19 protein-coding genes are annotated in these 22177 nt (G+C 44.2%); 17 read left to right on the forward strand and 2 right to left on the reverse strand.

Annotated elements, in window-relative coordinates:
* Window positions 1-39 precede the first annotated feature (39 nt).
* Window positions 40-834: a type I methionyl aminopeptidase gene (gene map, locus AV939_RS05035; protein WP_057793431.1), complete on the reverse strand. Its 795-nt coding sequence runs from the start codon at window positions 832-834 to the stop codon at window positions 40-42.
* A gap of 363 nt (window positions 835-1197) precedes the next feature.
* Here map and rpsB point away from each other — a divergent pair, with 363 nt between their 5' ends.
* The 17 genes from rpsB to tilS all read left to right on the forward strand — a co-directional run bounded on the left by rpsB (window position 1198) and on the right by tilS (window position 20828).
* On the forward strand, window positions 1198-1929 hold the full coding sequence (gene rpsB, locus AV939_RS05040) for a 30S ribosomal protein S2 (protein WP_013785189.1): 732 nt from the start codon (window positions 1198-1200) through the stop codon (window positions 1927-1929).
* A 123-nt stretch (window positions 1930-2052) separates the two neighbouring features.
* Window positions 2053-2925: a translation elongation factor Ts gene (gene tsf, locus AV939_RS05045; protein ID WP_013785188.1), complete on the forward strand. Its 873-nt coding sequence runs from the start codon at window positions 2053-2055 to the stop codon at window positions 2923-2925.
* Between the two features lie 241 nt (window positions 2926-3166).
* On the forward strand, window positions 3167-3904 hold the full coding sequence (gene pyrH, locus AV939_RS05050; protein WP_013785187.1) for a UMP kinase: 738 nt from the start codon (window positions 3167-3169) through the stop codon (window positions 3902-3904).
* 22 nt (window positions 3905-3926) lie between these two features.
* A complete protein-coding gene (gene frr, locus AV939_RS05055) occupies window positions 3927-4484 on the forward strand; it encodes a ribosome recycling factor (protein ID WP_013785186.1) in 558 nt (185 codons plus the stop codon).
* Window positions 4485-4492: 8 nt separating this feature from the next.
* The gene (gene uppS / locus AV939_RS05060; protein WP_082604957.1) at window positions 4493-5275 is read left to right on the forward strand and encodes a polyprenyl diphosphate synthase; all 783 of its coding nucleotides are present in this window, start codon (window positions 4493-4495) and stop codon (window positions 5273-5275) included.
* 54 nt (window positions 5276-5329) lie between these two features.
* Window positions 5330-6193 (forward strand): phosphatidate cytidylyltransferase, encoded by an 864-nt coding sequence (locus AV939_RS05065; protein WP_057793430.1) that lies wholly within the window; start codon window positions 5330-5332, stop codon window positions 6191-6193.
* The gene (ispC, locus tag AV939_RS05070; protein ID WP_057793429.1) at window positions 6193-7380 is read left to right on the forward strand and encodes a 1-deoxy-D-xylulose-5-phosphate reductoisomerase; all 1188 of its coding nucleotides are present in this window, start codon (window positions 6193-6195) and stop codon (window positions 7378-7380) included. Before AV939_RS05065 ends, ispC begins: the two co-directional genes overlap by 1 nt.
* Entirely contained in the window at window positions 7374-8726 is a 1353-nt protein-coding gene (gene rseP / locus AV939_RS05075; RefSeq protein WP_057793428.1) for a sigma E protease regulator RseP, read from the forward strand. Before ispC ends, rseP begins: the two co-directional genes overlap by 7 nt.
* A gap of 58 nt (window positions 8727-8784) precedes the next feature.
* Window positions 8785-11262, forward strand: a complete 2478-nt coding sequence (gene bamA, locus AV939_RS05080; protein WP_057793427.1) for an outer membrane protein assembly factor BamA — start codon at window positions 8785-8787, stop codon at window positions 11260-11262.
* Window positions 11263-11318: 56 nt separating this feature from the next.
* The gene (locus AV939_RS05085) at window positions 11319-11834 is read left to right on the forward strand and encodes an OmpH family outer membrane protein (protein WP_013785180.1); all 516 of its coding nucleotides are present in this window, start codon (window positions 11319-11321) and stop codon (window positions 11832-11834) included.
* 174 nt (window positions 11835-12008) lie between these two features.
* Complete coding sequence (fabZ, locus tag AV939_RS05090; protein WP_013785179.1) at window positions 12009-12458, forward strand: 3-hydroxyacyl-ACP dehydratase FabZ; 450 nt, start codon at window positions 12009-12011, stop codon at window positions 12456-12458.
* 1 nt (window position 12459) lies between these two features.
* The gene (lpxA, locus tag AV939_RS05095; protein WP_013785178.1) at window positions 12460-13230 is read left to right on the forward strand and encodes an acyl-ACP--UDP-N-acetylglucosamine O-acyltransferase; all 771 of its coding nucleotides are present in this window, start codon (window positions 12460-12462) and stop codon (window positions 13228-13230) included.
* Between the two features lie 15 nt (window positions 13231-13245).
* Window positions 13246-14394, forward strand: a complete 1149-nt coding sequence (gene lpxB, locus AV939_RS05100; RefSeq protein WP_057793425.1) for a lipid-A-disaccharide synthase — start codon at window positions 13246-13248, stop codon at window positions 14392-14394.
* Entirely contained in the window at window positions 14387-14962 is a 576-nt protein-coding gene (gene rnhB, locus AV939_RS05105; RefSeq protein WP_057793423.1) for a ribonuclease HII, read from the forward strand. The genes lpxB and rnhB overlap by 8 nt, the downstream gene beginning before the upstream one ends.
* Before the next feature lie 2 nt (window positions 14963-14964).
* On the forward strand, window positions 14965-18429 hold the full coding sequence (gene dnaE, locus AV939_RS05110; protein WP_082604956.1) for a DNA polymerase III subunit alpha: 3465 nt from the start codon (window positions 14965-14967) through the stop codon (window positions 18427-18429).
* A gap of 68 nt (window positions 18430-18497) precedes the next feature.
* Complete coding sequence (gene accA / locus AV939_RS05115) at window positions 18498-19454, forward strand: acetyl-CoA carboxylase carboxyl transferase subunit alpha (protein ID WP_057793421.1); 957 nt, start codon at window positions 18498-18500, stop codon at window positions 19452-19454.
* Window positions 19455-19514: 60 nt separating this feature from the next.
* A complete protein-coding gene (tilS, locus tag AV939_RS05120; protein ID WP_057793419.1) occupies window positions 19515-20828 on the forward strand; it encodes a tRNA lysidine(34) synthetase TilS in 1314 nt (437 codons plus the stop codon).
* A gap of 291 nt (window positions 20829-21119) precedes the next feature.
* On the opposite strand, the gene AV939_RS05125 is transcribed toward tilS, so the two are convergent.
* Complete coding sequence (locus tag AV939_RS05125) at window positions 21120-22019, reverse strand: GGDEF domain-containing protein (RefSeq protein WP_057793416.1); 900 nt, start codon at window positions 22017-22019, stop codon at window positions 21120-21122.
* Window positions 22020-22177: the final 158 nt, after the last annotated feature.

Raw genomic sequence — 22177 nt, forward strand, 5'->3', positions numbered from 1 at the left:
CCTATCAAAACTAACTTATATTTATCAGTGTGCGAAAGTTTAGCTGTGCGAAATGACGCGTGGAAGGTCTTCTTCGTCACGCAAGGTTAGTACCTCTACACCGTCTTCGGTAACAAGCAAGGTATGCTCCCACTGTGCACTTAAACTTCTGTCTTTGGTTACCACTGTCCACTGATCAGGAAGAATTTTAGAATAACGCTTGCCGGCATTTACCATAGGTTCAATGGTAAAGCACATGCCTGCTTCAAGAACATCGCCGGTGCCAGGTTTGCCATAGTGCACTATTTGTGGCTCTTCGTGGAAGCTAGCACCTATACCATGGCCACAGTACTCGCGTACGATTGAATAGTTATGCGCTTCTGCGTGGGTTTGGCAGATGTGACCAATATCGCCTAACGTCATGCCTGGTTTAACTTGTTTTATTGCTTTGTATAAACATTCTTGCGTAACACGAGTTAAACGCTCAGCCAATATTGCAGGTTTACCGACAATGAACATCTTTGAAGTATCGCCATGATAGCCATCTTTAATCACGGTGACATCGATATTGATAACATCACCATCTTTCAATTTTTTATCAGACGGAATACCGTGGCAAATGCAATGGTTTACAGACGTACAAATTGATTTAGGGAATGGCGGGTGACCATAGTTTAATGGCGCAGGAATAGCTTGCTGCTCATTAACAATATAATCATGGCATATCGTATTTAACTCATCCGTGGTCACACCCTTTTTCACATAGGGGCCAATCATAGTGAGTACGTCGGCTGCTAGTTTTCCAGCAACGCGCATTTTTTCGATTTCTTCAGAGGTCTTAATAATAGCTGACACAGCGTCTCTCTATTCGTTTATTTAGGCCGTTACGCTACCGCTTGTAAAATAGGGCAGAGGTTAACGCGCAGAATATATCTATATATAGGTATATTTTAGCCATTAGGATTGAATGTGTATAGGGGCAGACTTAAAGAATGCAAGTAATGGCTAAACTGGCAGTAAAACTTGAGTGGATACGCTTAATATGGTATAAAGCGCGCGCCCTGACGGAATGCCCTCAAAAGCACTTGGTCAAAAGGGTAAATTAAATTTAATTAAAACACACATATACCAACACTGCGTATCGGGGTGTTCTACTTATTTGATAAGTGGGATCGATACAATGGGTATATGGAGGCCTAACCCCGAGAGGAAATTAAAATGGCAAATGTTTCTATGCGTGACATGCTGAAAGCCGGTGTGCATTTCGGTCACCAAACTCGTTACTGGAACCCTAAGATGAAACCTTACATCTTTGGCGCACGTAACAAAGTTCATATCATCAACCTTGAAAAAACAGTTCCACTTTTCAACAACGCTCTTAACTACCTATCAAGCGTAGCATCTAAGAAAGGGAAAATCCTTTTCGTAGGTACTAAGCGCGCTGCTGGCGATGCGGTAAAAGATGCAGCTGTTAAATGTGACCAGTTTTACGTTAACAAGCGTTGGTTAGGTGGTATGTTGACTAACTGGAAAACAGTTCGTCAATCAATCAAGCGTTTGAAAGAACTTGAGCAAAAAAGCCAAGACGGTACTTTCGAAAAGCTGACCAAAAAAGAAGCCCTAATGCTTCAGCGTGAAATGGAAAAGCTTGAAAACAGCCTTGGCGGTATCAAAGATATGGGCGGCTTGCCTGACGCTATCTTTGTAGTCGATGCAGACCACGAGCACATTGCTATCACAGAAGCACGCAACCTGGGTATTCCAGTTGTTGGTGTTGTGGATACTAACTCTAACCCAGATGGTGTTGATTACATCATTCCTGGTAACGATGATGCAATCCGCGCAGTTCAACTTTACTTGGATGCCGCTGCTAACGCTGTAATTTCTGGTCGCGAAAGCAACCTTGAAGCACAAGCAGAGCAAGACGACTTCGTAGAAGCAGCAGAGTAATTCTGTTCGCTTTACTGTCATATCAAAAGCATATGATAGTACAACAATACGAAACGTATTGAGAGGGGCGATAGCGCCCCTTTTACCTAACCGAATTTATATTTATTGCTGAGGAATTGAAAAATGGCAGTGACTGCAGCACTAGTTAAAGAACTGCGCGAGCGTACAGGCGCAGGTATGCTGGATTGTAAGAAAGCCCTGGTTGAAACGGATGGTGACATTGAGCTAGCCATTGAAAACATGCGTAAATCAGGCCAAGCGAAAGCAGCTAAAAAAGCAGGCCGTATCGCAGCTGAAGGTGTAATCCTTACTAAAGTTCAAGACGGTCGTGCGACTATGCTTGAAATCAACTGTGAAACAGATTTCGTAGCACGTGACGAAGGTTTCCTTAAGTTCGGTAACGAGTTGCTAGAAATAGCAGCAGCGAACAACATCAACGATATCGACACGTTGAATGCGTCTGAACTTAACGGTGCTAAAGTAAGCGATGTTCGTGACACATTAGTAGCGAAAATCGGTGAAAACATCTCTCCTCGTCGCGTTATTAACGTGGAAGGCGATACATTGGGTGCATACGTGCACGGCGGTCGTATCGGCGTAATCTCAATTCTTACTGGTGGCAGCGAAGAGTTGGCTAAAGACATTGCAATGCATGTTGCAGCGGCTAGCCCTCAGTTCGTTAAGCCTGAAAATGTTCCAGCTGAAGTTGTTGAGAAAGAGAAAGAAATCCAAATCGGTATTGCAATGCAGTCTGGTAAGCCAGCTGATATCGCAGAGAAGATGGTTGCAGGCCGCATGAAGAAGTTTACTGGTGAAGTAAGCTTGACTGGTCAGCCTTTCGTTAAAGATCCTTCAATCAGCGTTGCTGAGTTGCTTAAAAACAACTCTGCTGATGTTGTTAACTTCGTACGTTTCGAAGTTGGTGAAGGTATCGAGAAGAAAACTGAAGACTTCGCAGCAGAAGTTGCAGCACAAATGGAAGCGGCCAAGAAATAATTGGGCGTTTATCTTTTGCATTGTGCTAATGTCAGATAAACTACAAGGCACCTCTTCGGAGGTGCTTTTTTATAGCTAGTACCCGCGAGTTACAGTTTTGCTAAGATAGTTTAATTCGCAAAGCGGTAAAATCTTTAAACGTTTACGAAAGCACTTTGTCCTATTCTTTTTACCTGCAAAAGCAGTGTGCAAACAATAGAAAAGCATAAGACAAAATGGGTTTACGAGGACATATCGAATAATGAGTATCACACCGAAATCAGCATATCGACGCATTCTGTTAAAGCTAAGTGGCGAAGCCCTTATGGGCGAAGAAGGCTTTGGCATCGATCCTAAAGTACTTGACCGTATGGCCCAAGAAATCAAAGAACTTGTTGAACTAGGTGTTCAAGTAGGTTTGGTTATTGGTGGCGGTAACTTGTTCCGTGGCGAAGGGCTTGCCAAAGCGGGTATGAACCGCGTTGTAGGCGATCACATGGGTATGCTTGCTACCGTAATGAACGGATTAGCCATGCGTGATGCGCTACATCGTGCCTTTGTTAATGCGCGTATGATGTCTGCTATTCCATTAAATGGCGTGTGCGATGCTTACAATTGGGCAGAGGCGATTAGCTTATTAAAATCTGGCCGCGTGGTTATCTTTTCAGCGGGCACAGGTAATCCTTTCTTCACTACAGATTCAGCAGCATGTTTACGCGGAATCGAGATTGAAGCCGATGCCGTACTAAAAGCCACAAAAGTTGATGGCGTTTATAGCGATGATCCAGTTAAGAACCCAGACGCTACTTTATATGATCAACTTTCTTATCAAGAAGTACTTGAGAAAGAATTAAAAGTGATGGACCTGTCAGCGTTCACACTTGCTAGAGATCACAGCCTACCTATTCGTGTATTTAACATGAACGAAGCAGGTTGTTTGAAACGTGTTGTTATGGGTGAGCAAGTTGGCACCCTAATTTGTCACGCTGACAATAGTTAATTAAGAAAATAGGAAATATAACGTGATTGATGAAATTGAATTAGATGCGCAAGAGCGTATGGATAAAAGCATCAGTGCACTTAAAGGCCAGTTTAGCAAAATTCGCACAGGCCGTGCTCATCCAAGCTTATTAGATGGCATTATGGTACCTTACTACGGTACAGACACACCGCTTAAGCAAGTGGCTAACGTCATTGCGGAAGATAGCCGTACATTAGCACTGACTGTTTTTGATAAAAGTGCTATCCAAGCTGTTGAAAAAGCCATTATGCAGGCAGATTTAGGATTAAACCCTATGAGCGCTGGTGGTTCTATTCGTATTCCACTTCCTCCGCTTACCGAAGAGCGTCGTAAAGACCTTATTCGCGTAGTGCGCAATGAAGCAGAAAACGGTCGAGTTTCAATTCGAAACATCCGCCGAGATGCAAACAGCGACGTAAAAGAATTACTTAAAGAGAAAGAAATCAGCGAAGATGAAAGCCGCGCAGCGGAAGAAAATATTCAGTCTTTAACGAATGACTTCATTAAGAAAGTTGACGGCATGCTTGCTGTTAAAGAAAAAGAACTGATGGAAGTGTAACAAGTATTATGATTGGGAAGCGGTCAAACGCAGCCAAAACGACTGATACAGTAGGGCCAGCAACCGTTGCTGGCCCTAAACATGTTGCCATCATTATGGATGGCAATGGTCGTTGGGCGCAAAAGAAAGGGAAAATTCGTACCTTCGGGCACAAGGCAGGTGTTGAGTCTGTTCGAGCAGTGGTGCGCTTTGCTCGTCAAACTGGCATTGATTCTTTAACCTTGTTCGCTTTTTCAAGTGAAAACTGGAAGCGGCCTGAAGAAGAAGTCAGTGTATTGATGGAACTGTTCAATTTAGTATTAAACAGTGAAGCCAAACGACTCCATAAAAATGGCGTTCGCTTAAAAGTTATAGGCGATTTAAGTGCTTTTGATAGCAAGTTGGTTGGAAAAATCCGCAAAGCGGAAGAAATGACTTCTGGTAATAACGATCTTGTCCTCAATATCGCAGCCAATTACGGCGGCAGATGGGACATTGTTAATGCCGCTAGAGAAGTGGCTGAAAAAGTCAAGCAAGGTGAAATGTCGCTTCAAGACATCGATGAGGCAGTTTTTAATCAACATACCTCTACGGCAAGCCTTCCTGAACTCGATCTTCTTATACGCACAGGTGGTGAACACCGAATCAGCAACTTTTTATTATGGCAGTGTGCGTACGCCGAATTATATTTTACCGATGTGCTATGGCCAGACTTCAATGAAGATGTTTTTCAATTAGCCGTAGATGATTTTAATGTTCGCCAACGACGATTCGGTCTTACCGGTGAACAAATTGATACTGCCAGCAGCTAATTCTATGCAGGCAGGCATCAGGGCAGGCCTGAGCACAGGAGCCGAGAGCCAATTATGCTAAAACAAAGAATAATAACAGCGTTAATTCTCGCGCCTTTGGCGCTATTTTCCATACTGTTTCTGCCTATCTTCTGGTTTGAAATTGCGATTTCCGGTGTGGTTGCCATAGGGGCTTATGAATGGGCTAATATGTCCGGCATATGTGAGCGCCCTAAAAAAATACTCTTTATGGCAGCAGCATTCGCTATCTGCATCAGCTTATCTTTTATTGTCGATACCAGCGTTATTTGGTATCAAGGCCAGCTTCACGATTTATATCACGGTATTTTAGGTGTAGCGGTAGTGTGGTGGATAGTGTCTCTATTCATGGTGTTAGCCTATCCTAAATACACTAAGTTTTGGCGTGAAAGCCGCAGTGTACGTACCGTGTTCGGTTTACTGACCTTAATTCCAACTTGGGTGGCGGTGATTGCCCTTCGTACCAGCTTGCACGATGTCGACCCCTTTTATGGCGCATCACTTATCTTCTACGTGTTAGGTATTGTGTGGGCAGCAGATATAGGTGCTTTCTTCGTTGGCGTTAAATTTGGTCGCCACAAGCTGCGTCCTAATGTTTCTCCGGGTAAAAGCTTAGAAGGTCTTTTAGGTGGTATTGCTGCTTCATTTGCCATTATCGCTTTTGCTGCATTGCACTATCAAGTTGAGCCTTCTCGTATTTGGTTACACCTTATTATTGGTGGCGTTACCGTAGCGGTTTCTGCATTAGGTGATCTTAACGAAAGCATGCTAAAACGGTGCGCTGGCATTAAAGATAGTGGAAAAATCTTGCCTGGACACGGCGGGGTTTTAGACAGAATAGATAGCTTAACCGCTGCATTTCCAGTCTTTGCGTTCTGTTATGTAACGTGGATGGCGTGATGCAAACCGTTACTGTTTTAGGGGCAACTGGCTCTATTGGTTGTAATACCCTCGATGTTATTAATCGCCACCCTGAAAAATACCGCACTTTTGCCATCACCGGCAATGGCCAGCTTGAATTGCTCATGCAGCAAGCGCAAAAGTGTTCTCCTCGATTCGTAGTAGTGGCTGATGAAGCTAAGTACAAAGAGGCTTGCAGGCTGGCGGCAGAATACAACATTACCGCTGAAATACTTTGCGGCGCTAAAGCATTAGAAGACGTGTCTTGTGCAGCCGAAGTCGATACCGTGATGGCTGCCATAGTGGGGGCGGCAGGTTTGCTGCCTACATTAGCGGCGGTAAAAGCGGGCAAAAAGGTATTACTAGCAAATAAAGAAGCGCTAGTGATGTCCGGTGCGTTATTTATTGATGCTGCAACACAAAGCGATGCTGAAATTTTACCTATAGACAGTGAGCATAACGCTATCTTTCAATGCCTCCCTCAAGGTTACCAGTATGGAGAATTGGAAAAGGCGGGTATTAGTAAAATATTACTAACTGGCTCAGGGGGCCCTTTCAGAGAGCGTGATTTAAGTTCTTTCAACGCTATTACGATTGATGAAGCGAGTAGCCACCCTAACTGGTCTATGGGGCGTAAAATCACCATAGATTCAGCCACTATGATGAATAAGGGGCTTGAGTTTATTGAAGCCTGTTGGTTATTTGGTGCATCGCCAGACGATATTCAAGTAGTGGTTCATCCGCAAAGTTTTATTCATTCAATGGTGCAGTATATAGATGGTTCGGTCATCGCGCAGCTGGGTAATCCAGATATGCGTACGCCTATAGCGTACGGTCTTGCTTACCCATCTCGTATTGATGCTGGGGTGAAGCCATTGGACTTTTCTGACATGGCCAATTTCAGCTTTGAAACCCCTTGTTTTACACGCTATCCAAACTTAAAGTTAGCCATCGATGCATGCCGAGAAGGGCAAGCGGCTACCACCCGTCTGAATGCCGCTAATGAAATAGCGGTAGCCTCTTTCCTAGAGGGCAAAATAGGGTTTACGGATATAGCGGTCGTGAATGAAGAAACCTTAAACAAAATGGAACCGGTAACCGTTTCATCTATCCAACAAATCCTTGAACAGGATACTGCTGCCCGCGAGGTTGCAGGCCAAGTCATTAGAGGTAAGTTCACGTGTTAGGATTTTTATGGAGCTTAGGTGCATTCATTGTCGCGCTAGGTATTTTAGTGGCGGTACATGAGTGGGGCCACTTCTATATAGCGCGGCGTTGCGGTGTGCAAGTTGAGCGTTTTTCTATTGGTTTTGGCAAGCCGCTTTGGCGTAAAACCAGTAAAACTGGCACTGAGTATGTGATTGCTATGATCCCGCTTGGTGGTTATGTACGCATGCTTGATGGGCGAATTGACGATGTACCCCCAGAATTAGAACACAAAGCGTTTAACCATAAGCCGGTATTGCAGCGCATGGCCATTATTTTTGCTGGGCCTGGCGTGAATTTTATTTTTGCTGTGTTTGCATTGTGGTTGATGTTTTTAATTGGCCTACAAACCGTAAAACCCGTTATTGGTAATATTGAGCCTGAAAGTATCGCTGCTCAAGCAGGTATTGAGAAAGGCGATGAAGTCATTAAAGTAGGCTCCCGTAGTACTCCAGACTGGGAGGCGGTGAACCTTGAAGTGGTGTCTTATATTGGTCAAGAATCAGCGCTAGTTACTGTATTGACCCAAGATAAAACAGAAAAAGAAGTAACATTTACACTTGAGGGTTGGAACTTTGACCCTGATAGCGAGTCTCCTTTAAGCAGTCTAGGAATAACACCTTTTCGTCCTAATCCAACTTTGGAAGTGGGTTTTGTTGGAGAGGGCAGTGCAGCACAAGAGGCTGGTTTGCAGCCAGGTGATAAATTACTTGCTTTAAATGGTGATGAATTAACCACATGGCAGGCCTTAGTTGATGTGATTGTTGAAAGCCCCGGAGATTCGGTTGTATTGTCGATTGAAAGGGATGGACAACCCCAGCAACTGCGTGCAACGATAGCGCGCCGCGATACACCAGAAGGGCAAACTGGGTATTTAGGGGTTAGCCCAACGTTTGAAGCTTGGCCTGAAGGGTATGTGTTTACCCATCAATATGGCATAGTAGAGGCAGTTGGAAGAGCGCTAGATAAAACGTGGCGCTTAATGACACTCAGTGTTGAGATGATAGGCAAATTGGTTACCGGCGATGTGTCGGTGAAAAATTTAAGTGGTCCTATATCCATTGCTCAAGGAGCAGGTACCAGTGCCGGTTACGGCTTGGCTTACTTTTTGAGCTTTCTTGCCTTAATCAGTGTGAATTTAGGCATAATTAATTTACTACCCTTGCCCATGCTAGATGGTGGTCACCTGATGTTTTACATCGTGGAATGGCTTACCGGCAAGCCTGTGCCTGATGCGGTACAGGAGTGGGGTTACAGAATCGGTGGCGTGCTTCTGTTTATGATAATGGGTATCGCTATTATGAACGATATTGCTCGCATAGCCTGATGAAAGTCAGGAAACATAAAACAGCTAACATAAAACGCGGCCAGGAAAAGAAAAATAGATGAAGTTAAAACAGTTAGTAGCAGCCGGAGCCATTTTTTCCAGTGCTAGCTTTGCCAATGCTGCGGCGCAGAATAGTGAATTCGTTGTAGAAGACATTCGAGTAGAAGGTCTGCAGCGAGTTGCACTAGGTGCAGCCTTAACCTATTTGCCAGTTCAGGTTGGTGATGAGCTAAATACCTTCCGGGTAACTCAGCTTATCCGTTCTCTGTACTCATCAACGCATTTCGAAAATGTCGAAATTCTGCGTGACGGCAACACATTGGTAGTACGCGTAGCCGAACGCCCCACAATAAGTAACATTATTTTTGAGGGCAACGATGATATTAAAGATGAGCAACTCCAAGAAAGCTTAGACGGCAATGGCGTACGATTAGGTGAGCCTTTAGATAAGACCGTTCTAACGTCCATTGAAAATGGCTTGAAAGATTTCTTTTACAGTATTGGTAAATATAACGCTGACGTTACAGCGATTATTACACCGCTTCCTCGAAATCGTGTCGATTTGAAATTACTTTTCGAAGAAGGTGATGCGGCTAAAATTCAACAAATCAACATCGTTGGTAATGAGATTTTTACTGATGCTGAGTTGATGGATCAGTTTGAGCTGCAGTTTGATACACCATGGTGGGATTTCTTGTCAGAAACTCGCTATCAGCAACAAACGTTGCAAGGTGATATGGAATCACTACGTAACCACTATTTAGATCGTGGTTACCTCCGCTTCAATGTTGATTCTACACAAGTATCTATGACTCCTGAAAAGTCGGGCATTTACGTTGCAATGAACGTAAGTGAAGGCGAGCAATACACTATTTCAGAAGTGGAACTAGTGGGTGATGTGCTTGGACATGAAGAATATATTCAGCGTGTATTGCCACTTACGCCAGGTGAGCTTTATAACCAAGCTGAAGTGACTTACACAGAAGAGTTTATTAGTAAGTACCTTGGTCGATTTGGTTATGCTTATCCAACCGTGACCACAGTACCAAACATCAACGATGAAGATAAAACGGTTAAGCTGACACTGTCTGTAGACCCTGGCAAACGTATCTACGTTAAACGTATTAAGTTCAACGGTAACGTGGTTACTGCTGATAACGTGTTACGTCAGAACGTAAGCCAAATGGAAGGTACATGGTTATCAAATAACTTACTTGAGTCATCCAAGAACCAATTATCTCGTTTGACGTATATGGAAGAGGTTGAGTTTGAAACCATTCGAATTCCAGGCCAAGACGATCAAGTAGACGTTAACTTCAACGTTAAAGAGCAACCTTCTGGCTCATTTAACGCAGGTATCGGTTACGGTGACCAAACCAAGTTAAGCCTTCAAGCGGGTATCCAGCAAGATAACTTCCTGGGTACAGGTAAGCGTGTAGGCTTGAACTTAAGTACGGTTTCTTATCAACGTTCAGCACAAATCACGTATAACGACCCGTATTTTACTATTGATGGCATAAGCTTAGGTGGTTCATTAGGGTATAGTGAATTTGATGGCTCAGACTTTAACGTTATCCAGTACAACTCTAAGCAGTGGTCTGTAGGTGCAAATGTCGGTTATCCGATAAATGAATTTAACCGAATCAACTTCGGGCTAACGTACAGCAACGTAGAGCTTTATAACCGTGGTTATTATGAGCAAACGGAACAGTTTTATAATCAGTTCCTTGACGGAGATGATCCTGATGCGCCCATTAAATACCATAGCTATCTTGCCAGCGTAAGTTGGAGTCGTAGTACATTAAACCGTGGTTTATTCCCTACGGCTGGTTCGTCACAGCGTGCCTCATTTAGTATCACTACACCTAATTCAGATGTGAACTACTTCAAAACCTTGTTTGATGGGAAGTGGTATTTCCCACTGTCTAGAAATCAGCGTTGGTCAGTACTTGCAAGAATTAGAATGGGTTACGGTAACGGCTATGGCGATGTAGACGGTAACGAGCAAATATTGCCATTTACCGAAAACTTCACCGCAGGTGGTTCGGATTCACTTCGTGGATTTGAAAACAACACCGTAGGTCCGCGTGGTATCATTCGCTCGCCAAGTGGCTCTTTAACAGGCCCTGATGGCGAAGTGTACCCAACCGACCCTATTGATGATGTAATTACATTATCAAGCCGCAGCCTTGGTGGTAACGCTATGGCACTAGGTGGTCTTGAGTTAATTGTTCCCACACCTTTTGTGGAAGCAGATATGGATAACTCGGTACGAACCAGTCTATTTGTGGATGTGGGCAACGTGTGGGATACTGAGTTCGATTACGACCAATATAAAGACTTTAGTCAATCTAGTACTCAGTATGGTTCATTGATAGACTATTCTGATTGGTCACTGTATCGTAGTTCTGCTGGTATTTCGGTACAATGGATTTCACCAATGGGACCGATGGTATTTAGCTTCTCAAGAGCTATTCAAGAACGTGATGGTGATGATGCTAAATTCTTCACCTTTAATATCGGTCAAACATTCTAGAATATTAAACGGGGCCCTAGGCACCCAGATAAAAAGATGGATAAAAGGAGTTCCTTTTGAAACAGTTGGTTAAACATATTGTTGCAGGTGCAATGCTTGGTAGCGCACTAGTTAGTACTTCAGTAATGGCAGAGCAAAAAATTGCTGTTGTTGATGTTCAGGGCATTTTTCAAGCTATGCCTCAGGCTGCTGAAATCCAAAACGCCATTCAGGTGGAGTTTAAAGATCGCATCGAAGAAGTTAATCAACTTCAACGTGATGGTCAGTTCTTCGCAGAACGTCTTCAACGCGACGCAGCAACAATGAGCGCTCAAGAAAAGAAAGAGCTTGAGCAAAAAATGTTGGCTGTACGTGAAGAGTTAGCAGAAAAAGCACAACCGCTTAAGCAAAACATTCAGCGTCGTAGCAACGAAGAACAAAACAAATTATTCAGCCTTATCAAGCAAGCAATTGATTCAGTTGCCGCTAAACAAGGTTATGACATTGTACTTAACGCAACGGCAACGCCTTTCGTAAAAGAACAATACGACATGTCAGAGCAAGTATTAGAACAGGTTAGCAAAGTAAACTAAGGCAGTAATGCTTACAGTTTGTCGCTAATTTCATCAGACCAACGCCCGAAAGGGGTTGGTCTGATTTGTTTTTTGCGCCTAACAGCGTATGGTTGCCGCCGTTTTAGTAATTTACGGCGAGTTTGTGACCATGAAACAGTTTTTAGGTCATGCTTGCACTATAGGAGATAGTTTTTGACCACTTCACTCAATACCATAGAAATCCAGGAAATTCTGTCGTTACTTCCTCACAGATACCCGTTCCTGTTGGTTGATCGAGTAACAGACTACGTTCTGGGTGAATCAATTAAAGCATATAAAAATATCACTTTTAACGAGCCTTGCTTTACCGGGCACTTCCCAGGCCGCCCTATATTTCCAGGCGTGCTGATTCTAGAAGCCATGGCACAAGCCGCGGGCGTTCTTGGTTTTAAGACCATGGGCCAAAATGATAAATTGTATTTATATGCAGGAATTGACAACGCTCGATTTAAGCGTCCTGTTGTACCTGGAGACAAACTAGAGTTTGATGTTGCCTTGGTAAAAGAAAGACGGGGCATCTGGAAGTTTAAAGGCGTTGCAACTGTTGATGGCGAAAATGTATGTGTTGCAGAGTTTATGTGTGCAATGAGAGAGATGACCTAACGTGATCCATCCTACTGCGGTAATTTCAGATAAAGCATCTATTGGCGAAAACGTCACTATTGGTCCATTTTGCGTGATTGATGATGATGTGACGATTGGCGATGGCTGTGTATTGAAGTCCCATGTGGTCGTTCGCGGCACCACCCGCATTGGCAAGAATAATACTTTCTATCAATTTTCATCTATTGGTGAAGATTGCCAAGACAAAAAATATGCTGGTGAACCCACAAATTTAATTATTGGTGATGACAACGAGTTCCGTGAAGGCGTGACTGTGCATCGTGGCACCATTCAAGATAATAGCGAAACTATTATTGGTTCACGATGCTTGTTTATGGTTAATTCACACATTGCCCATGATTGTGTGTTAGGTAATGACATTATTTTAGCCAATAATGTGGCCGTTGCTGGGCATGTTCACATCGATGATTTCGTTATTGTGGGCGGTGCGGTTGGCATTCATCAATTTTGTAAAGTGGGTGCACATGCGTTCTTGGGCGCAGGCGGTATTATTCTTCGCGACACGCCTCCTTTTGTGATGGTGAGCGGCACTAAAAATATTCCTCAGGGCATTAACTCTGAAGGTTTGCGACGTCGCGGTTTTGATAAAGATGAAATTATGGCCATTAAACGGGCCTATAAAGTCATTTACCGTGAAGGCAATACGGTGGCTGAAGCCGTGGAGATACTTTCTTCGCAAGAAGCAAGTTCTAGCGGTGTTGCTCTCATGACTGAGTTCTTGAAGAACGCAGAGCGTGGCATCATTAGATAATATGAGCCTGCTATCATGAGTAAACCTTTACGTATCGCCATGGTGGCAGGCGAGCCATCAGGCGATGTACTCGCCGCTGGTATGGTTGGCGAATTAAAACGCTTATACCCTGATGCAATTATTGAGGGGATAGGCGGGCCTAATATGCAGGCTCAAGGTTTTCATAGCTTATTTGATATGGAAACCTTATCTGTAATGGGCTTAGTGGAAGTACTGTCCCATCTACCCGCTATTTTAAAAGTCAAAAAAGCGCTGCTCGCCCATTTCTCTAATAACCCGCCTGATATTTTTGTTGGCATAGATGCCCCTGATTTTAACCTTCGGGTAGAAAAAGAACTTAAAGCGAAGGGTATTAAAACCATTCATTACGTTAGCCCAACTATTTGGGCGTGGCGTGAAAAGCGGGTACATAAAATTGCCAAGGCGGCAGGGCGAGTGCTGGGCTTGTTTCCTTTCGAGCAGCAAGTTTATGATAAGTACGATGTACCTTATACCTTTGTTGGTCACACTATGGCAGATAGCATAGCGTTAACACCTGACCAACAAGCGTCTCGCAAAACGCTCAATCTACCTATCGATAAACCGGTTTTGGCGGTACTACCAGGTTCTCGCCGTGGTGAAGTCGATACGCTTCTGCCTATTTTTATTAAGACGATGGAAAAAATTGCCGCGCAAAGACCGGATGTTGAATTTGTGATCCCCGCTGCTAATACGCATCGTCTAGAACAAATTAATAGCATGTTGAAAGAGGCTAACAACGTAACTGAAAGGCTGCCTATTCACGTTACTGAGGGGACGTCTCGCGATGCCATGATTGCCAGTGATGTCATATTGCTCGCATCTGGCACGGCTACATTAGAAGCTATGCTGTGTAAACGCCCCATGGTAGTGGCGTATAAATTGTCGCCAATAACCTATAAAATTATGCAGCGTTTGTATAAAGCGCCTTTTTTCGCCTTACCTAATTTATTGGCTAATGAAGCGTTAGTACCAGAACTGCTTCAAGACGACGTCAACCCAGACACATTAAGCCAGCAAGCCCTAACTTATTTCGACAGTGACAACACTGACTTAATTTCCCGTTTCACCGACCTCCACCATACGCTAAAATGCAATGCTGATAAAACAGCAGCACAAGCTGTAGTGGAGGAATTGTTTGCATAAGTTAATAGCCGGCGTAGATGAAGTTGGAAGAGGCCCACTTGTTGGGGATGTGGTAACCGCCGCCGTTATACTCGACCCTGCCAACCCCATAGTAGGGTTAACCGACTCTAAAAAGCTCAGCGAAAAAAAACGTATTGCGTTAGCCGCTGAAATAAAAGCGAAAGCGCTTTATTGGCATATAGGGCGCGCCACACCAGAAGAAATCGACATCCTTAATATTCTCCATGCTACCATGTTAGCCATGAAGCGTGCTGTGGAAGGTTTAGCGGTAACGCCAGACTTTGTTCGGGTTGATGGTAATCGATTACCTGATTGGCCTTATGCTGCAGAAGCTGTGGTTAAGGGCGATAGCCTATACGCTGAAATTTCTGCCGCTTCCATCATTGCCAAAGTAGAACGTGACAACGATATGCTGGCATTGGATGAATTACATCCAGAATATGGTTTTGCTGGCCATAAAGGTTATCCTACAAAAGCGCATTTTGAAGCACTCGCCACCCATGGCGTGATTGATGGTTATCGCAAAAGCTTTAAACCAGTTAAGGCACTACTACAAGAGATTCAATAATTATGTCCTCGCCTTTTATTCATTTACGCGTACACAGCGATTATTCCATGATGGATGGGCTTAATAAGGTTAAGCCCATACTTGGCAAAGTATCCGAGTACAACATGCCTGCTGTGGCGATTACCGACCAAATGAATATGTGTGGTTTGGTAAAGTTTTATTCTGGCGCACATGGGCTTGGCATTAAACCTATTATTGGTACCGATTTCTGGGTGACCAATGAAGCCTTCGGCGATGAGCCGTTCCGTCTTACCTTGCTTGCGATGAATAACGAGGGCTATAAGAACATTACGGTTCTTATTTCTAAGGCCTACTTGCGAGGTCACGTTGCGCATAGAGCGGTTATCGATCAAGACTGGCTTATTGAACATGCAGAAGGCGTAATCATACTCTCTGGTGCTCAACTTGGGGATGTTGGTGTTGCACTTACTAAAAATAACACCAGCTTGTTGGCAGAATCATTGGCCTTCTATAAAACCCATTTCCCAGACCGTTTTTATCTTGAGCTTATTCGTACTGGTCGCCCTGGTGAAGAAGATTACTTACATCGCGCGGTAGAATGTGCCGAGCGAGAAGGCTTGCCTGTAGTGGCAACCAATGAAGTGTGCTTCATTAATAAAGAAGGTTTTGACGCGCATGAAATACGAGTATGTATTCATGATGGCTACACACTAGATGATACTCGTCGACCTAAGCGTTACAGCGACCAGCAATATCTTCGTACCAGCGAAGAAATGGTGGAGCTGTTCAGTGATATTCCTGAGGCCATAGAAAACACGGTTGAAATCGCTAAGCGATGCAACGTTACAGTACGATTAGATGAATACTTTTTGCCCCAGTTTCCTACTGGCGGCATGACCACTGAAGATTTTTTAGTAAAAGTGTCGGAAGAAGGGCTTGAGCGCCGTTTAGCGTTCCTGTTTCCTGATGAACAAGTACGGGCAGAAAAACGCCCCGAGTACGACGACAGGCTCCGTATCGAGTTAGAAGTAATCAACCAAATGGGTTTCCCTGGTTACTTCCTTATCGTAATGGAGTTCATTCAGTGGAGTAAGGACAACAATATTCCAGTAGGCCCAGGTCGTGGTTCTGGTGCGGGCTCTCTAGTGGCTTACGCATTAGATATTACCGACCTTGATCCCCTTGAATTCGACTTACTATTCGAACGATTCCTTAACCCAGAACGGGTATCAATGCCGGATTTCGATGTTGATTTCTGTATGGATAGACGTGATGAGGTTATCGACCACGTTGCCGAGCTGTATGGTCGTCAGGCGGTATCGCAGATTATTACCTTTGGTACCATGGCGGCAAAAGCCGTGGTGCGCGATGTGGGCCGAGTACTAGGTCACCCTTACGGTTTTGTCGATCGTATTTCAAAGCTTATCCCACCAGACCCTGGTATGACGCTTGAAAAGGCGTTTGCTGCCGAGCCTCGTTTGCCCGAAGTGTACGACCAAGACGAGGAGGTTAAAGATCTCATCGATATGGCGCGCATTTTAGAAGGCGTAACGCGAAATGCAGGTAAACACGCTGGTGGTGTAGTTATTGCGCCAACCACTATTACCGATTTTGCGCCGCTATACTGCGACGATGAAGGTAATAACCCTGTTACTCAGTTCGATAAAAACGATGTTGAAACCGCAGGGCTAGTTAAGTTCGACTTCCTTGGATTACGTACGCTAACCATTATCCAGTGGGCCATTGATATGGTGAAGGAAGGGAAGGGTATCGACATTGATATTACCTCTATTCCTTTGGCGGATGCAAAAAGCTTTCGTACCCTGCTAAATGCGGAAACTACCGCGGTGTTCCAGTTGGAATCCCGAGGTATGAAAGAGCTAATAAAACGTCTTAAGCCAGATAGTTTTGAAGATATTATCGCATTGGTAGCCCTATTTAGACCGGGTCCTTTGCAGTCGGGCATGGTAGATAACTTTATCGACCGTAAGCATGGCCGTGAAGCTATTTCTTATCCCGATGCTGAATACCAACACGAATGTTTGCAAGAAATTTTGGAGCCTACCTACGGCATTATCTTGTATCAAGAACAGGTAATGCAGATTGCGCAGGAAATGGCGGGCTATTCCCTAGGTGGCGCCGATTTGTTACGTCGTGCTATGGGTAAGAAAAAGCCAGAAGAAATGGCTAAGCAACGTGGCGCGTTCGCTGAAGGCTCGAAGAACAATAACATCGATCCAGATTTGGCGATGAAAATTTTCGACTTGGTAGAAAAATTCGCCGGCTACGGATTTAACAAATCTCACTCTGCTGCTTACGCCTTGGTGTCTTATCAAACTTTATGGTTGAAAGCCCATTATCCTGCTGAATTCATGGCCGCAGTAATGTCGGCCGATATGGATAATACCGATAAAATTGTTACCTTGGTTGATGAATGCAGTCGAATGGGTCTTGAGTTATTGCCCCCAGACTTAAACGCAGGTAAGCATAAGTTCACCGTCGATGAAAAAGGCAGAATTGTTTACGGCATTGGCGCCATTAAAGGGGTAGGTGAAGGCCCCATAGAAGCCATTATCGAAGCCAGAGAAAACCAAGGTGCGTTTAAAGATTTATTCGATTTTTGTGCAAAAATTGATATTAAGCGCGTTAATAAACGTGTACTGGAAAAACTAGTACTTGCCGGCGCGTTAGACAATTTAGGGCCTCACAGGGCTGCACTCATGGCATCTTTACCTGATGCTATCGCAGCCGCAGGGCAGCATGCCAAAGCGGAATCCTTTGGGCAGTCAGACATGTTCGGATTGCTAACGACTGAGCCTGATGAAGTAGAGCAAGCTTTTGCCGATGTGCCACTATGGCCAGAAAAAGTATGGTTAGAAGGTGAAAAAGATACCTTAGGTTTATACCTAACAGGGCACCCTATTAACCAGTACGTCGAAGAAATTAGGCATTACACTGATGGAAGGCTGGTTGACTTAAAACCCACAGGCAAAGAACAAATGGCCAATGCTGTTGGCTTAGTGCTTGGGGTTAGGGTAATGACCAATAAGCGAGGAAGACGTTGGGCTATTGTCACATTGGATGATAAAAGTGCGCGAATAGACGCTCGTTTTTTCCCAGATACCTTCGAACAGTATGAATCTATGCTAGAAACTGACAGAATATTGCTCATAAAGGGACAGGTCAGCTTTGATGATTTCTCTGGGGGCAATACAATCACCGCCCGTGATGTAATGGACATTGTTCAGGCACGGGAGAAAAACGCGAGAGCATTGGCGTTAAATGTTGAAACCCAGTTGCTTGAACCGAAAAAGATTAATCAAATGCAATCTATCTTGCAGGCCTTTAAAGGCGGAAGTTGCCCGGTGCATTTATTAGTAACCCATCCCGATGCAGAAGCACTGATTACGTGTGGTGCACGGTGGTTTGTTACACCAGAAGATCAACTTTTGCACGATCTCAAACAATGTTTGGGAGAAAAAGCCGTTTCAATCCTCTACCATTAATGGGTAGAGTTCGATAGATTGACTATCTCGCGTTGGCATTGACAAGCGCAGTACGAATAGGACATACAATGAGTATACAGTTTTTGGACTTTGAACAGCCGATAGCCGAATTAGAAGCAAAAATTGAAGAGCTTAGGTTGGTGAATCAAGGCGGTGAATTCGATGTTGGTATTGAAGAAGATATTAACAAGCTTCGCGGTAAAAGCGCTGAGCTAACGAAAAAGATTTTTTCTGACTTGGGCGCGTGGCAAGTATCGCAACTTGCTCGCCACCCTATGCGCCCATATACGCTAGACTACATTCCGCGTATTTTTACTGACTTTGACGAGTTGGCAGGTGATAGAGCTTTCGCTGATGACAAAGCCATTCTTGGTGGGCCAGCTATGTTAGATGGTCAACCTGTGATGGTGATTGGCCATCAAAAAGGGCGCGACACCAACGAAAAAATCAAGCGTAATTTTGGTATGCCTAAACCTGAAGGTTACCGCAAAGCACTACGGTTGATGAAAATGGCAGAGCGCTTTAATTTGCCAATTATTACTTTCATCGATACCCCAGGGGCTTACCCAGGTGTGGGCGCGGAAGAGCGCGGACAAAGTGAAGCCATTGCGAAAAACTTGTTTGAAATGGCTGAACTTACGGTGCCAATTATTTGTACCGTTATTGGTGAAGGTGGTTCAGGCGGCGCGCTTGCGATTGGTGTTGGCGATCGTGTGAACATGCTGCAATATTCAACTTACTCGGTTATTTCCCCTGAAGGTTGTGCGTCTATTTTGTGGAAAAGTGCAGAAAAAGCGCCATTAGCCGCAGAAGCAATGGGCGTAAGTGCAGGCCAGATTAAAGAGCTTGGGCTTATTAACAGTATTGTTGAAGAGCCACTAGGTGGCGCTCATCGTGATCATGCAAGCATGGCTGCGAACTTAAAAGCAGTACTTAAACAGCAACTAAGCCAACTTAAAACCTTAGACACGGCTGACTTGATGGAAGAACGTTATCAACGTCTTATGTCTTTCGGCTACTGCTAGGTAAACGCAGAAAGCTAGCAGAAAAAATAGTACAGTGAGTGTATCGAATGGGCATAGCAAGTGAGTGAGACTGTAAGTCACATCTGTGAGTCTATCACTACTGCACTTGCTAACACGTCATTTGAAGCGCCACCTCTTCTCGTTGTTGCTTACAGCGGAGGGGTGGACTCCTCCTTACTGCTGTATACCTTGCATGCCTTTCGCGAGCAAACCTCTACGGCTGTCCACGCCGTTCATGTACACCATGGATTGAGCGTTAATGCCGATACGTGGCTACGCCATTGCCAATCTGAATGCGATAAATTATCAATTCCGTTTAACCATTATCATGTTTCCGTTAAAAGTGGCGCTCGTAAGAGCCTTGAAGCTGAAGCCAGAGATGCCCGCTATAAGGTGCTACATGAGTTTTGCCATGCAAACAATGGCGTGCTTCTTTTAGGTCAACATGCTGAAGATCAGCTTGAAACCGTACTGTTACAGTTAAAGCGCGGTGCGGGGCCACAAGGGCTGTCAGGCATGGGAGCGCAACAATGGCGAAATGGGGTACTTACCCTTCGTCCCATGTTAGCACTTCAGAAAAACGATATTGTTGATGCCGCGAATCGCCTTGATTTGCAGTGGGTCAATGATGAGTCAAATGCCGATGATCGCTACGATCGTAATTTCCTTCGCAATCAGATTATTCCAGCGTTATCTGAGCGATGGCCTCAATTATCCAATACTGCACTAAGAAGTGCCCAGCTATGTGCCGAGCAAACAGCCTTAGTAACAGAGCAGGCTGAAATATATCTTAGTCAGTGCTTAGTGACAGATACTCAGCTAAAAGGCGCAGAGCTGCTTACCTTGTCTAAAAACTGGCAACGAGCCGTATTGCGCCAATGGTTTTCAAAACAATCAGCGTTGCTTCCCTCTCAAGCGCAACTAATGCAAATAGAAAATATGCTAATGGCGAAACAAGATGCTGCGCCTGAAGTGTCGTTTTCTTGGGGAAAAGTAGCAAGGTTTAATAGCGACCTTTATTGGTTACCAAAACCAAACACACAAATACCCCAATCCCTTGATGTAAGAGATACCGTCGACACTGAGTTATTTTGGTTGAGAGAGCCGCTAACACTCAGGGTGACAAATAAGCTGTCTGGCGCAGTAACCATTAAAATGGGCGTGAAGGGACTGCGTGTAAAGCCAAAAGGTGCACAGGTATCAAAGATACTTAAAGATTGGTTTAAACAGTGGAAGGTTCCTACGTGGGAAAGAGCCGAGGTGCCTATACTCTTTTTAGATGAAGAGGCGGTGGCGCTGGTAGTAAATCGAAAAGTCGTTATCTTGGAAACCATGCCACCGACGTTAGCTGTTGAAATAGTGGGTGTAGACTAAAGTCTATCTTTGTGAGTAATAAGGTGTCGGAGTAGGCAAATATTTGCCAGTGGGCAAAAGTAAGCTGTGACTTCATGGCAGCCGTGGCAAAACATGCTTATTTACTTAGGTATATTTATTATACCTAATATACGTAAAAAGCGTCGTCTCTACGCTACGATAACCACTGGGGTACTATTGTTATTTTTACTGAAGCACTGTCGCTAATTTCCGCCAACATTGCTAAAAACGCTCATAGTTAAAAACGCTACACAGGATACTTGATTCACTAAACTTGTGTGAACGGGTGGTTTAAGCGGCTAAGTAGCTATTTTTACCAGATTGCTTCACTTTGTATAACGCAGCATCGGCGCGGTCAAAAAGCTTACCGGTATCGTCACCCTCACGGTAAATAGCGCCACCTAAACTGCACGATACATTCATGCGTCTTAAGTAACTTGATTGGTTAATACTAAGCTGAATACGCGATGCGGCACATTCTAACTGAAATTGTGTTTGGCAATCTAAAAGGCAGCAGAACTCGTCGCCACCAAATCGAAATGCTTCATCTTCATCTCTTAGTACTTGTTGTAATTGAGACGCTACATGAACTAAAACGTTATCACCTTCTCGGTGTCCGTGGCTGTCATTAACCGATTTGAAATTATCTAAGTCTATGACAAGCAATGAAAAACCTTCCTCGTGACGCTGAGCCCATCCTAACTGACGTATTAGTGCCTGATCGAAGCCTGAGCGATTCCCCAAGCCAGTTAGCACGTCTTTAGTCGTCATCTGGTGTAGGCGTAAAAAAGATTGTGCTTGAGCGACTTGTTTAGCAAATAGTTCATGAAGTTGCTCTAGTGCATTTCGTTCAGAGAGAGAAAGCGGTACTGCAAAATAGTAATGCGCAGTGGCTTGTTTACCTTCCTGAGAGGTAACACCTGGCAATGGTATCGCCACAAGTGTTGACGATAGTTTGGCATTTCCGTATACCCAACGGGTGTCTAAATCCGATAAGCTTAAACCGGCCAATGAGAAAAAACCATTCAATTGGCGAAAGTAAATTTCACCAAGCTTTTCCAATTCCAGCGTAGACAAAATCTCGCTGATGAAGGAGGTTATTTCACTGGCAGATAACGCCTGACCCGTGCTAGCAGGAGGATAAAAATTGTCATGTTGTGTGCTATCGTAGATAGTAGTAGAGAAATCCACGGAAATGCCCCTTTAGCAATACGGAAAAATATACATAAGTGGAAAGTGTCAAAATTTGCCGCTTATGCTAATTTGTTAGTAGGTATTAGCAAGCTTAATGCCAATTTCTGCAATATTGCTTTGCGATATAGTCTACTAAAAATGTAGGGTCGCTAGGG

The organism is Alteromonas sp. Mac1, from assembly GCF_001562125.1.
Taxonomy (GTDB): Bacteria; Pseudomonadota; Gammaproteobacteria; order Enterobacterales; family Alteromonadaceae; genus Alteromonas; species Alteromonas stellipolaris.

Bases quoted from the DNA above. Each gene is read 5' to 3' on its own strand.
- rpsB (WP_013785189.1), top strand. From the start codon at position 1,198: ATGGCAAATGTTTCTATGCGTGACATGCTGAAAGCCGGTGTGCATTTC.
- tsf (WP_013785188.1), top strand. From the start codon at position 2,053: ATGGCAGTGACTGCAGCACTAGTTAAAGAACTGCGCGAGCGTACAGGC.
- pyrH (WP_013785187.1), top strand. From the start codon at position 3,167: ATGAGTATCACACCGAAATCAGCATATCGACGCATTCTGTTAAAGCTA.
- uppS (WP_082604957.1), top strand. From the start codon at position 4,493: ATGATTGGGAAGCGGTCAAACGCAGCCAAAACGACTGATACAGTAGGG.
- AV939_RS05065 (WP_057793430.1), top strand. From the start codon at position 5,330: ATGCTAAAACAAAGAATAATAACAGCGTTAATTCTCGCGCCTTTGGCG.
- ispC (WP_057793429.1), top strand. From the start codon at position 6,193: ATGCAAACCGTTACTGTTTTAGGGGCAACTGGCTCTATTGGTTGTAAT.
- bamA (WP_057793427.1), top strand. From the start codon at position 8,785: ATGAAGTTAAAACAGTTAGTAGCAGCCGGAGCCATTTTTTCCAGTGCT.
- lpxB (WP_057793425.1), top strand. From the start codon at position 13,246: ATGAGTAAACCTTTACGTATCGCCATGGTGGCAGGCGAGCCATCAGGC.
- dnaE (WP_082604956.1), top strand. From the start codon at position 14,965: ATGTCCTCGCCTTTTATTCATTTACGCGTACACAGCGATTATTCCATG.
- accA (WP_057793421.1), top strand. From the start codon at position 18,498: ATGAGTATACAGTTTTTGGACTTTGAACAGCCGATAGCCGAATTAGAA.